Annotated in this window: 10 protein-coding genes; 2 read left to right on the forward strand and 8 right to left on the reverse strand. The window is 42.2% G+C overall.

Features of this window, described 5'->3' with window-relative positions:
* Nucleotides 1-36: 36 nt before the first annotated feature.
* The gene (locus LX92_RS12010; RefSeq protein WP_109650889.1) at nt 37-3,279 is read right to left on the reverse strand and encodes a PAS domain S-box protein; all 3,243 of its coding nucleotides are present in this window, start codon (nt 3,277-3,279) and stop codon (nt 37-39) included.
* A gap of 294 nt (nt 3,280-3,573) precedes the next feature.
* Here LX92_RS12010 and LX92_RS12015 point away from each other — a divergent pair, with 294 nt between their 5' ends.
* The gene (locus LX92_RS12015; protein WP_146197825.1) at nt 3,574-4,026 is read left to right on the forward strand and encodes a hypothetical protein; all 453 of its coding nucleotides are present in this window, start codon (nt 3,574-3,576) and stop codon (nt 4,024-4,026) included.
* Nucleotides 4,027-4,093: 67 nt separating this feature from the next.
* Here LX92_RS12015 and ligD read toward each other — a convergent pair whose 3' ends face one another.
* Nucleotides 4,094-4,981, reverse strand: coding sequence for a non-homologous end-joining DNA ligase (ligD, locus tag LX92_RS12020; RefSeq protein WP_109650893.1), 888 nt, complete (start codon nt 4,979-4,981; stop codon nt 4,094-4,096).
* 261 nt (nt 4,982-5,242) lie between these two features.
* Here ligD and LX92_RS12025 point away from each other — a divergent pair, with 261 nt between their 5' ends.
* Nucleotides 5,243-5,641, forward strand: coding sequence for a hypothetical protein (locus LX92_RS12025; protein ID WP_109650895.1), 399 nt, complete (start codon nt 5,243-5,245; stop codon nt 5,639-5,641).
* Between the two features lie 26 nt (nt 5,642-5,667).
* Here the strand turns inward: LX92_RS12025 and LX92_RS12030 are convergent, their stop codons facing one another.
* The 6 genes from LX92_RS12030 to LX92_RS12055 all read right to left on the reverse strand — a co-directional run bounded on the left by LX92_RS12030 (nt 5,668) and on the right by LX92_RS12055 (nt 13,476).
* Nucleotides 5,668-6,432: an exodeoxyribonuclease III gene (locus LX92_RS12030; protein WP_109650897.1), complete on the reverse strand. Its 765-nt coding sequence runs from the start codon at nt 6,430-6,432 to the stop codon at nt 5,668-5,670.
* A 31-nt stretch (nt 6,433-6,463) separates the two neighbouring features.
* Complete coding sequence (locus LX92_RS12035; protein WP_109650899.1) at nt 6,464-8,974, reverse strand: cation-translocating P-type ATPase; 2,511 nt, start codon at nt 8,972-8,974, stop codon at nt 6,464-6,466.
* A gap of 82 nt (nt 8,975-9,056) precedes the next feature.
* Nucleotides 9,057-10,739: an ABC1 kinase family protein gene (locus tag LX92_RS12040; RefSeq protein WP_109650901.1), complete on the reverse strand. Its 1,683-nt coding sequence runs from the start codon at nt 10,737-10,739 to the stop codon at nt 9,057-9,059.
* 2 nt (nt 10,740-10,741) lie between these two features.
* Nucleotides 10,742-11,134 carry a hypothetical protein gene (locus LX92_RS12045; protein WP_109650903.1) on the reverse strand — a complete coding sequence of 131 codons (393 nt, stop codon included), beginning with the start codon at nt 11,132-11,134 and terminating at the stop codon, nt 10,742-10,744.
* 22 nt (nt 11,135-11,156) lie between these two features.
* Nucleotides 11,157-13,127 (reverse strand): ATP-dependent zinc metalloprotease FtsH, encoded by a 1,971-nt coding sequence (ftsH, locus tag LX92_RS12050; RefSeq protein ID WP_109650905.1) that lies wholly within the window; start codon nt 13,125-13,127, stop codon nt 11,157-11,159.
* Nucleotides 13,111-13,476, reverse strand: a complete 366-nt coding sequence (locus tag LX92_RS12055; RefSeq protein ID WP_211315873.1) for a carboxymuconolactone decarboxylase family protein — start codon at nt 13,474-13,476, stop codon at nt 13,111-13,113. Before LX92_RS12055 ends, ftsH begins: the two co-directional genes overlap by 17 nt.
* Between the last annotated feature and the right edge of the window lie 66 nt (nt 13,477-13,542).

The following is a 13,542-nucleotide window of genomic DNA, read 5'->3' on the forward strand; positions in this document are numbered from 1 at the left end:
ATCTTTATTTGTTTTAAGTCACTTTTCCTTTTTAAATTATATGTCCTCTGTTTTCTTCGATGCGGGAAAGGAGACCCAAAAGGTTGCCCCCTTGTTTTCTTCACTTTCCAAGCCTATACTGCCCCCCATAAGTTCGGTGTACTGTTTTACGATATTAAGGCCCAATCCCGTTCCTTGAATGTTCACACTGTTTTTTGCCCTGAAGAACCTTTGGAAAAGTTGGTCTTGTTCATCTTTGGGAATACCAATGCCTTGATCCGTTACCTTTATCGAAACTGTACGGTTTTCTTTGAGCAGGGTAACCAGGATTTCCTGACCCTCTTGGGAATATTTAATGGCATTGCTTAAAAGATTGGTTAAGATATGACTCATTAGTTTGAGGTCTAGATACGCTTCAATGCTATTTTCATTTGCAATTACCTTGATCTTTTGCCCTCTTTTCCGATTCGATTCAAAGTCCGATATGATTTTTTTGGAGAAGTCTACCAAATCCATTATTTCGGGATTGGGTCGTACCCGACCTTCTTCCAATTTCCCCAAGGAAAGGAAATCGTTTAGGATTATCACCAAAGCCTTTACGTTGTGTTTGATTTGGGTCACATATTTTTCACGTTTGGCCTCTTTACCTGGGGCATTTTGTTTTTCAATGAGGATTGCCGAGGAATGGATTGCACTCAGTGGCGTTCTGAATTCATGGGAAGCCATGGAAATAAAGCGCGATTTCAACTCGTTGAGTTCCTGCTCACGTACCAGGGCTTTACGGATTTCAGTCTCTGCCTGTTTTTGTTTGGTGATGTCATTGTAAACAAAAAGGGTCCATTTTACCTCATCGTTTCCACCCATTAAAGGGGAGGTGTTTACAGTGTAATATTTATTGTTGAACTGGGTCTCAAAAGATAGATGCTCACCTTTCATGGTGCGTTTTATATCATTTTTGACCCTATGGATCCGTTCTTTCTTGAAAACCGTAATGTTATCGATACACCTACCTTCAAAATCGGTTTTATCCATGCCCATTCGCCGCATTTCCCCTCCATCTATATAATCGATTTCAAAATCGGCATTAAAGACAATGATGATACCTTTCGGGAAATTTTTGGCTATTGCGGTAAACATTGATTGACTCTCCAAGGCCCTATTTTCGGCATCTTTGGTTTCCTTGATTTGATCTTCAAGATTAAGGTTGGCCTCGATCATTTTTTGAACGGTGGCCTTTAGTTCATTGGTACGTTCGTTAACCGTTTGTTCCAGTTCCCGCGTATACTTTTCCAACAGATAATGGCTTTTCGTCAACTGCTCCCGGATCTGATGCTCTTCTATGGCAATACCGATCAATTGGTTGAGTTCAAGAATAAAGTCCTTGTCTATCTTTGTAGGTATTCTTTGTTTTTTGCAATAAATACCAAAAATGCCCAAAGCCTTTTGGTCCGAAGAAAATATGGGATATGACCAACACGATACCAAACCGTGTTTTATCGCAGCATCATGGTAGTCGGCCCATTGTGGATTGGTCGTGATATCCGGGATGATCATTTCCTTTTTTAAATAGGCCGCCATGCCACATGGACCCATGTCGGGTCCTAGGGGGGCACCTTCAATAATATTGCAAAATCCTTTCGGTAAATTGGGTGCGGCCAATTTGTGGAGTGTTTTCCTCATGGGATCCAATACGAAGATGGAGGCAAAGCAACAGACTAAATGATTTTCCAATACCTCCACTATTTTTTTGCTGATTTTTTCCAGCGATTTCTGTTTTGCGATCATTTCAAGGATTTGGCGCATCTGGTCCTTGATCTGTAATTCTTTGATACGATCCGTCACATTATTCTGTACACCAATAAAATGGGTCAGTTGTTTATGCTTGTTGATGACAGGCGTAATGGTAAGTTCGTTATAGAAGAGGGTACCGTCCTTGCGATAATTCCGAAGCAAGGTCCGGCTGGTTTTGCGGGTCCTTATGGCTTCGCGAATGATGTCGATACCTTCTTGATCCCGATCACCTTTTTGTAAAAAGCGACAATTCTTGCCCAAAACCTCACTGCGTTCATATCCCGTTAGTTTGCAAAATGCGTCGTTGCAATAAATAATGGGAAGGTCCTGTTGACGGGCGTCAACAATGATAATACTATTCCCGGCAGCTTCCAGCGCACTATTTCGTACATTCAAGACATCCTGGATGGCCTTGGTCTTGGTTACATCCCTTAAAACGCAGAGAAAAGTCTCATTTTCAAGGGGCACAAACCGCGTTTCAAAGTCGGTCGGTTTTTGGTTTATGGGTACGGTGATGATCTGTAAGACCGTATTCTTGGTTTCTTCGACCTTTGTAATGGCCTTTTGAATTTGTACACTTATCTTGGGGGGTAGGATTTCCTTGAAATTCTTCCCGACCAAATCTTCAATAGGGCCAACGATGGGCGAATAATCCGAAGCATTTACCTGTAAAATACTACCTTTCTTATCATGTATAAAAATCAAATCGGGTAACGCTGCCAGAACGGCTCTGTTCTTAACCTCACTTTCCTTTAATTCCCTTTCAGTACTTTTTTTCTCGGTGATATCCCGTACAATGGTTAATAGTTTATGATTGTTGAGGGGGACGGTCCTCGATTCGAAATCGGTTTTTTTGCCATTGATGTCCAAGGTATACTCCCGAATTTGGATTTTTTGGGTTTCAATGGCTTGGTTATGGGCTTTTAGGATTTTTTTTGATATTTCCGGCGGAACGATTTGTTTGATGTTCTTGCCAATGACTTCCTCTTTTGGGACTTGTGCTATGGTGTTTTCCGGGGCATAGAAATCAACAATATCACCAGCAAAGTTTTGAATGACCATAATATCGGGCAGTGCGTCTAAAAGGGCTTTGTTCTTAGCTTCTTTGGCTTTTAATGCATATTGCCCTTTTTTTAGGTCGATAGTATCCCTGACGTACGCAATGGTTACGGATTCGTCATTGAACATAATGGGACTGAGACTTATTCGTAAGGGAAATTCTGTACCATCTTTTTTTTGTCCCCATAAATCAAGGGCCTGATCCATTAATCGTGCTCTAGGGGCTTTGGAATAATCCATGCGTTGTTGTTGATGGATTTCCCTTAGTTCTTTAGGTAATAAAAGCTCGATTTTTTCATTCAATAGCTCCCCTTTACCATACCCGAACATGGCTTCAACGGCACTATTCGATTTTATTATTTTACCATCTTCGTCCACCACAAGGATACCTTCGAGGGAAGCATCGAAAATATGTTTGAAAAGGGAGAGGTCTTTGGGGTTGTCTTTCATTATACTTCATTGCTGTTTAATGGCATAAGATAAATTTAACGTAGTTGTAGGTATTTTCCAATGACTTTAGTCATATATATATTGGGAGAAAAAGAATTTTGGACGCCCCATTTAAGGGAGGGGTTATTGGATATAGGGGTATAGGGAAGGTTGGGCTGTTTTGATCCAAGTAGGAGATGGGGTTTTTGTGGGCCAATTGATGTAGATCATTTACTAGGCTCCATCCTTATGGTAATTTAGCGAACAGAGAATAATCCATTACCTATGTATAAGTGTTTTCCTAAGAACAGTCCCATGATATCAAAATTGAAAATAACAGGAAGGCAACATACTTTCTCAGAAACAATACCGCAGTTGGAAAATGTAGAAAAGTTTGTTGGTCGTATAGCGGAAAATAGGCTGTATTCGCCATTGACCGTGTTGTTGAAACTGGGACAGTACGATCAACAGAAAAGTAAATCAGCTGCATGTAATAAGGGATTTATAAATTATTGGAAGCACTTATTGGGACCGTCTACGGAATTTGGATTGTTTTTTAATGAGGATATTGGCACCATTTTTATTGTGGGCCCCTATTCGGCATTGTTCCTACAGGAAGTCGATGGTAAGAAATTGGGAGCCCTTTCCCAGGGGATCTATGGTATTTTAAGGGGATTGGGGCTTAGTGACCAAAAAACGTCGGAAGCTATCCGGAAATTGGGGGAAGGCCAGTATCTTCTTTTGGGTAAAGTCTCTAGGGATGATTAAGGGCGCCTTACGGTCAAAGGATTGGATGGCACGTATAGGAAGGGTGAAAGAAAAGGAAGCCCTAGGTTCATCCTGAAATCAATTTTGCCATGCTCTTTTTCGCATCACTTAGAATCACTGCGTTTTTGGTGAAATTTTCCCAAGGGTCGTTCATATGCTTTAATCGATCAGGCACAGTATGGATGTTGAAGGCCTGTGCGTCCTTTATTTCATACAGTTCCTTCCAGAAAATGGGTGTAGCCACGGGTGCATTTTCCAAAGCCCGAACGGAGTAAGGGCAAACCGCGGTTTGGCCGTAAGAATTGCGAAGGTAATCCAAGAACAGGCGTCCCTTTCGTTCGTCCTTATGGATTGCTATGGTAAAATCCTCAGGGTGTTTTTCTGCCAGATAAGTCGCGACTTTTTTAGCAAAGTCCCGTACTTCATCAAAGTGTTCGACCCGCATTAGGGGTATGGTCAAATGAAGCCCTTTAGAACCGGTGGTCATAACATAGGTAGGCAGCCCTAATTGTTCAGCCAATAAACTGCGTAGTATTTGCACACCTTTTAGAACTTGCCCGAAATTATGTCCGGAAGGATCAAGGTCGAAAATCAATCGATCGGGATAATCGAGCTTATCGATCTTGCTAAGGGAAATATGAAAGGTTATTGTGCCTTGATAGGCCAAATAGGCCAATGTCTCCTTATTGTTGCAAATGACGTGGTTTACCCATCCGTCTTTCTTCTTCACCTTTACGGTTTTTATCCATTGGGGAAAGTAATCCGATGCATTCTTCTGAAAAAAACCTTCTTCCGCAATACCGTTTGGAAAACGGTGCAGGGTCAATGGCCTGTCCTTGAGATAGGGTAGTATATGCCCCGCGACGGAATTGTAATAATCGATCAGGTTTCCCTTGGTGATTCCCGATATAGGGAAAAGCATCTTTTCACTGTGCTTTATTTGTGACGATGGCATGATTTTAAAAGTTTGGAATCGTTTGTACTAATGGGTCAATCCTTGCAATGGGGAATATAAAACAAGACATTTTTATTCACTTCCATTTAAACCATTAACCCGTTGGATATTTTTACTCAAATGAATTTCAAAACATACCGAAAATTAATGTAATACTTTAAATGCCAAAATGATACAGATCATTTTAGGAACAAGGGTAAGTTTGCATTTTTGTAGGGTGATTAACAACGTAGGATTGAAACCGTTATAAAATTCAATAGCATGATTACTACAAAATCAAATCCGAAAACGGAATTACTTTTAGGGGCTAGTCTTGATGTTCTTCATCAGGAAAGTCGTGAATGGATCGATACCATTGCTTTTTGGAAAGACGAAATCAAGTTCTTTTCCAATATTTTGGATAAACGGGAAGCCACACAATCTGAATATGGCAAGATGTTGGATTATCTTGAAAAGGTGCATCAAAATCTCTTTAATTATCTATCGGAGGATATAATGAAGCATGAAAAATTACTCTCACGCCTTAATCAAGGGGAAAAGGGTATTTCCGATGGGGCATACAGGGATGAGCATAGAAGGTTGGGCGAGAGTATGGTTCTTTTTAAAAATGACTTTAGGGAATTCAAAAAGATGGTCTTCGGTTATGCGAAGAAACTTTGACCGGAACAACCCACTTGCAAAAAGGCCTATAGGTCTATTTCCAACCCGATAGGGCAGTGGTCCGAACCCAATACCTCGGAGTAAATAGAGACGGACTTTATTTTGTCTACAAGGGAGGCACTGACCAAAAAATAGTCGATTCGCCAACCTGTATTGCGTTCCCTGGCCTTAAAGCGGTAACTCCAATACGTATAGGCAATTTCATCAGGGTGCAATTGCCTAAAGGCATCTACAAAACCGGCATTGATAAAATTATCCATACCGTCAATTTCAATCTGCGTATAACCCGCGGTTTTGTTGTAATTCGATTTGTCGTTCTTCAAATCCATGGCCTTATGGGCAACATTGAAGTCCCCACAGGCAATGACGGGTTTTTTCTTTTCCAGATTTTTAAGATAGGCGAGAAAATCAGCATCCCATTTTTTGCGGTAATCCAAGCGGTCCAATTTTTGTCCTGAATTGGGCACATACACATTCACTAAATAAAAGTCCTCATATTCCGCACATTGTATTCTGCCTTCGGCATCGTGTTCGGCAATTCCCATATCAAGGAAAACAGCAATGGGTTCACGTTTGCTTAATATTGCAGTGCCCGAGTATCCCTTTTTTTCAGCGGAATTGTATGTTCCATGATACCCTTCCATAGATAGCAGGGCTTTTTTTGTTTCGTCGTCTTGGGCCTTTGTTTCCTGAAGACAGAGAATGTCAGGATTGATTTTTTCAATGGATTCAAAGAAATCCTTTTTGACTACGGCGCGTACTCCGTTCACGTTCCATGAGATGATGTTCATTGTCTTGGGTTTGTTGTATCAAATATAAGATTTATATATCGTGGGCACCAGTACTTCGCTTATACAGTTTAATAAACTCGTACCAGATTACCGATAAAAACCCTACACCCGAACTTAAAAATATTTGGTTTGCATTCAAGGAGGAAAATTCAAAAAACCGGGTTAGGGGAGGTATGAAAAGGAGCATGACAGTTACGGCAATCGTGACCATGATGATCATAGGAACCAGTGGGTTCCTGTATTTTAGGGTTGTAAGGATGGAATAGTAAAATGATCGATTGACAAGGGTCAATACAATATTGGCCGAGATCAAGGAGACGAATACCATGGTCCTGGTTGTGGCTTCGTCAAAACCGGAATGTATGGCAAGCTGATAGGTAGCCAATGCACCTACGGTAATCATTAAACCTTGCAGAACGCTTGTGGCCAGTTCTACCGAATTAAAAAAAGTAGCCGTAAACGGCCGGGGTTTTTCAATCATGGTGTTTTTTTCCATGGGTTCATTTTCATAAATGATACTACAGGTAGGGCCCATGATCAATTCTAGGAAAATGATATGTACGGGGGTGAATATGTTGGGGAAGGTCCAGCCTAAAACCAAAGGAAAGAACACTGTCAATATTATCGGGATATGAATGGAGATAATGTACTGAATGGCTTTTTTTAGGTTGGTATAAATACGTCTGCCCATGGCTATGGCATCCAACATTCGGGATAGGTCGTCCTCGAGCAGGATCACCGAAGCTGCTTCTTTGGCGGTTTCCGTACCTTTTTTACCCATGGCTACCCCGATATGTGCGGCTTTTAGCGCTGGGGCATCGTTAACGCCATCCCCTGTCATGGCCACAATTTCCCCATTGGCTTTAAGGGCATTGATGATTTTCAACTTGGCTTCAGGGAACATCCGTGTAAATATGTGGTTGGTGTCTACCTGCGCTCGAAGTTGGGTGTCGCTCAAGTGCATTAGGTCCATACCCGAAATACTTTTTCCAGATTCCTTAAACCCGATTTCCTTGGCTATGGCAGCCGTGGTAAGCGCATTGTCCCCTGTTACGATCTTGACTTTTATTCCGGCGGAATCGAAACCTTGTAGCACTGATTCAATATTTTTTTTGGGAGGATCGTAAAAGGCAACGATTCCCTTGAATTCAAAATGAAGATCTTGTTGTTTTCTAGGAAAGGAATTACCAACGAATTTCGATGTGCCCACACCCAAGATTCGAAATCCTTCCTTGGCAAGTTCGTTAATGGCGGCATTGATATGTTGTATCTGGTTCTCGGAAAGTTTGGAAACCGCGATCAAAGCCTCGGCGGCACCTTTGGCCGCAATGATCCGGTCACCATCCTTATTTTCGAAAACATGTGTCATCATAGGTGGTTTGCCACCCAAGGGGTATTCGTGGACCATGCTATATCCTGGGCGATCATCTTTCGCAGCGATTTTTTTGTACTCTTCATGAAGGGCAATCTCCATGGCATCGAAGGGTATGGGCTCACTCGCCCACATGGCTGTTGTTACAAGGTCCCTCTCGGCCGAATCCAAAGGCCCTTTGATATCGGTTATCGACTTTGAGGATAATGTCCATAGTTTGGTCAAAGCCATTTTATTCTCGGTAAGGGTTCCCGTTTTGTCGGAACAGATAACGGTAGCACTCCCTAAAGTCTCGACAGTTTTCATTTGCTTTACGATAACGCCCAATTTCATTAACCGATATGAACCCAAGGCCATAAATGTGGTAAAGGCTACAGGGATCTCTTCAGGTAAGATCGACATGGCCAAAGTGAGTGCCTTCAGCAAGCTGTCCAATATATCCCGGGAATTGTAAAAATTGATACCCCATACGATGACAAAAACAAGGGCACCGACAATGACCATTTTTTTGACAAAGTTGTTGATTTGGCGTTCAAGGGGGGTCTTTTCTTCCTGTATGCTTTCTAAACTTTTACCTATTTTCCCCAATTCGGTTTTATTGCCAATTGCCGTAACCGTGGCAATAGCAAGTCCGCTTGCAACCGTAGTGCCCTTGTAAATAGCGTTGTTGTTTTTTTCGGAATCCTTATAGATCGATAGGGACTCCCCGGTAAGCAGTGATTCATTGACCGAAAAATCATTGGAATGAACTATGGTGGCATCAGCGGTAATGGTGGTTCCCTCTTCGACCATCAGGCTATCGCCGACAACAACATCCTCACTTTTGATCTCAATCACCTTCCCATTGCGAATGACCTTGCACTTGGGTTGGGCATATGATTTTAATTTCTCTAGGGCATTGCGACTTCGCCCATCCTGGTATAAGGAAATTGCCGATACCAAGACAATGGCAGAGGCAAGGAAAATACCGTCCCCGAAATCCCCCGATACAAAATAGATTACGGATGCCACCAATAACAAGAGGACCATAGGTTCTTTGGCCAAACTCTGTAAGGCTTTTAGAACACCAACCTCTTTCTTTCCTTCCAAGGTATTTTTTCCATAAGTGGTCCTCGCCCGGAGTACTTCCTCGGTAGTCAATCCTTTAATATCGAAATGATCTATTGACATATGGACTTTTTGATTTGGTTGGTTATTGGTTAAACAAAGTACGATTAGTAGCTATGATTTTATAAAAAAAGAGGCCTCATTATTAGAACTGTTTATTTTTAAAAATGGATAGGATTACGACAAAACCTAGAATTGCCGATAGTGTAAAGCCTATGGCGCCCAATAAGGGAATGCCTTTGATCAAAGGGGGCATTTGGGCCAAAACCAAAATGGAACTACCAATGGATAGGGCTGCGATGATCACGGCAATCACCAATCGGTTGATGGCCTTGTTCGATGCTGCCTGGAATTCCTTAAGCCCCTTGTGCTCATGAATTACCACGAGTTTGCCCTCCTTTATTTTTTTAAGGATACTGTTAAGATCTTCAGGAAAGTTATCGAGAAGGGTATTGTAGTCCTTTAATCGGGACATGTTTTTTTGAAACAAACGTTTTAAACTATACCTTTTGCGGGTCAATTTGGCCATATAGGGTTTCAAATTATCCGTTATATTGAATTCGGGATCGAGTTTGAGTCCAACCCCTTCCATAATGATCAGTGCACGGATCAATAGGTACAGCTCGTGTGGGAGGATGATGTTGTTTTGGTATAGGATGGCTTTGAATTGGGTGAGCGTAGTACCCAATTTGATATTCCGTATGGAAGTATCGCTAATGCCTTGAACCAAGGCGTGTAAGTCTTGTTCCAATTTTTGATAATCGGGAATCTCGGATTTTACGGCTATGTTTTCCAAAACAGGAATCAATTTTTTGATATCCTTTTTTGTAAAGGCGAACAAAAGGTCCCCCAATTGTTCTTTTTGGTTAGGTATAAGGTTGCCCATCATCCCGAAATCGAGAAAGCATATACGATCTTGCTCCGGTAGTATGAATATGTTTCCAGGATGTGGGTCGGCATGAAAGAAACCGTGATCCAGGACCTGTTCCAAATAAAGGTCGACGCCCACTTGGCCCACAGCCTTGCAATCGATGCCCAATGCCGTCAATGATTCTATTTCGGAAATTTTGATGCCATCGATAAACTCCATACAGATGAGGCTGTCCGTTGAATATTTACGGTATACTTTGGGAACATACATGACTTCGTTGTCGGTAAAATTCTTGGCAAAGCGTTCCATGTTGTCCATTTCACGTAAAAAATGAAGCTCCTCATGAATGCTTTTTTCAAAGGCCGCTACAATTTGCATGGGTTGAAAGGCTTTTGCCTGGGCACTATGTTTCTCGAGACTTTTTGCCACCTGCTTCATTACATCGATATCCGCATTGATGGTTTCCATGATATTCGGGCGTTGGATCTTAAGGGCCACCCATGCGCCGTTTAACAATTGGGCCTTGTGTACTTGTGCCAAAGAGGCGGCCGCAATGGGTTCTGTATCGATGAAAAGAAAACAGTCGTTCGCTTTGATGTTGAGTTCCTGTTCTATGGTATTGACAACATCAAAATTCTTTAACTTGGGAACATGGTCCTGTAATTTTTCAAGTTCCTTGATTAACGCAGGGGGTAGCATATCTTCCCGATTGCTGAAAATTTGGCCAAGTTTAATGTAGGTGGGTCCCAATTCCTCCAAAACCATACGTATTCGCTCATAGGTGGAAAAGGCTATGGCTTTGTCATGATCGGAGTGTTTCCTTACATCCCAGGTTGGAATCAGGTTTTTGATTCTACTTTGGGCCATAACGTGGTCAAAGCCATATTTGGCCAAGGTGTTAAGAAGCTTCTTATACCTTTTAAGTTTACGGGTTCTAGAGGGGATTGCATCGGGCATTATTACATGTACTTGGATAAAAACCGGAAGAAATCTTTTTTCAAATCGGCATATATCTGTCTTTGTTTTTCCATTTTCAACCTGAATTCGTCATGTTTTTTGGCCAAGACGACATCCAGGGATTCTTTTCCTGGTAGGCTATGGCCGGCAATGCTCGCTTCGTGTTCCTCAATAGCCTCCTCAAGGTCATCGATGACCGCACCGTGCAATACGAATTCATTTTGAAAATGATCCAATTCCTTAAGTACCTCATCGGTTGTCCAACGGGTTACCAATTCACTTAGTCTGTTGGTGAAGGATTTTAATTCATCTTCCCAAAAAGCCAATTCCGATTTCCAATTTTCATGTTCAAAGTGTAGATTCTCATTGTACACTATTTCTTTGATCTTTTCCATTAGGATTATTTTTATGATTTATTCAATTAATTATGATAGGTGCCGTTTTGGGAAGTGGGTCCGGTTTTTGCACCTTTCTTTTCCCTAATATTTTCTCAAGGTCTTCGAAGTCGGCAACTTCCTGTTTGAGGAGCAATTGTGCCAGTTTTAGCAATTCGTCTTTGTGTTCGATCAGAATATTTTTGGTTCTTTCATAGGCGGAATACACTAATTCCTGAACTTCCTTATCAATCAATTCTGCCATATGCTCACTATAGGGTTTACCCAGCATATGTTCGTTCTGTCCTGAAGAATCATAAAAACTGAGCGGACCTATCTCCTTATCCAACCCGTAATAGGAAACCATGGTGTATGCCTGTTTGGTAACCTTTTCAAGGTCATCCAAAGCGCCGGACGAAATCTCATTGAATATGACCTCCTCTGCGGCGCGCCCTCCCAATGAGGCACACATTTGATCTATAAATTGCGACTTGGTCACAATCTGTCGTTCTTCGGGAAGGTACCAGGCAGCACCCAACGATTTCCCCCTTGGGATAATAGAGACCTTTACTAAGGAGGCTACATTTTTTAGGTACCAACTTACCACGGCATGTCCAGCCTCATGGTGGGCTACAATCTCTTTTTCCTCGGGGGAAATAATCTTACTCTTTCGTTCCATTCCTCCAATGACACGGTCGCGTGCTTCCATAAAATCTTCCTGTCCAACCACGGTTTTTTTATTACGTGCGGCGATGAGCGCGGCTTCATTACAGATATTGGCAATATCGGCACCGGAAAATCCGGGACTTAATTTGGCCAACTCATCCACATTGATATTCGGGGAGAGTTTTAGGGGGCGCAGGTGAACCCCGAATATTTCTTTCCGTTCTTCTTTGCTGGGTAGTTCCAAATAAATATGGCGGTCAAACCTTCCGGGACGTAAAAGGGCTTTGTCAAGGACATCCGGGCGGTTGGTGGCCGCCAATACGATTACCCCAGTGTTGGGGCCAAAGCCATCCAATTCGGTTAACAATTGGTTTAACGTGCTTTCCCTTTCATCATTGGCCTGAAATGCGTTGACCTTCCCACGTGAACGGCCTACAGCATCTATCTCATCGATGAAGATGATACTGGGTGATTTTTCCTTGGCACGTTTAAACAGGTCACGAACCCGTGATGCACCTACACCTACGAACATTTCCACGAACTCTGAACCGGACATGGAGAAAAAGGGTACTTGGGCCTCACCGGCTACGGCTTTGGCCATAAGTGTCTTACCCGTTCCTGGGGGACCGATAAGCATAACCCCCTTAGGGATTTTGGCGCCCAATTTCGTATATCTTTCCGGGTTCTTCAGAAAATCGACAACCTCCATTACCTCGGCCTTTGCTTCTTTGAGTCCGGCAATATCCTTGAAGCTGACAGGACTTTTGGAATCCTTCTCAGCGAGGATGGCCGTGGACTTGCCAAAATTGAAAAGGGGATTGTGCCCTTTTCCGCCGCCACCCAATTTACCTAGGATGAATAACCAGAATATAATAATGAGTCCAAAAGGTAATAGCCATGAAAGAATACTGGCCCAACTCGTACGGTTTTGGTATTGTATATCGATTTTATTGGTTGGTGAGACCGCGTCCTGTGCGACTTGCAACTTAGCCTCAAAGCTATCGACCGACCCAATGGTCATACGGTATAGTGGGATGTCTGCCGTTTGGAGCCACTTTTCCTTTGCATCCTTGTTTTTCGTGTTGTTTATGGGCTCTTTTTTGACATAGAACTCTGCAAATTCCTTGTTGACAACGACGATTTTTTGAATTTTATTTTGGGCAATAAGGGAATCTTGAACAAAGGACCAACTTATTTCCTTGGTGCTGTTCACTGGATTCGAAAAAAAGGAGAATATCAATAAAAAGGCAAACAAGAGTAGATAGAACCAATTGAAACCTGTGCCCGGAAGGGGTGGCTTTTGATCCGCGCTACTCTTTTGCGTTTTTTGGTCAGTGGACTGCTTCATTTTGTTCAAAAATTCCGAATTGGTTCAGGGCTTCCATGGCTTCGCAACCATAGACCACGGATGGTCCGCCACCCATGAGAATGGCCACACCTATAGTTTCCTTTATTTCCTCAGTATTTGCACCGGCTTCTAAAGAATCGTGTACATGGCAGGCAATACAGCCTTCACATCGAATGGTTATCGCAATACCCAATGCAATCAATTCCTTGGTCTTTGTAGAAAGGGCACCTTCTGAAATACTGGCTTTATGCAGTTCGGAGAATCCTTTCATGGTTTCGGGTATTTCAACGCCCAATTCGTTCATTTTTCGACTTAAATCATTGAATTTTTTAGAATAGTCATGTAACATTTTCTACAGCTTTTAAGATTGTTTTTTTTATTAAACCCCTTTGGTTTTAACTATATCAAAGCTAGT

This window comes from Maribacter polysiphoniae (assembly GCF_003148665.1).
Lineage (GTDB): Bacteria > Bacteroidota > Bacteroidia > Flavobacteriales > Flavobacteriaceae > Maribacter_A > Maribacter_A polysiphoniae.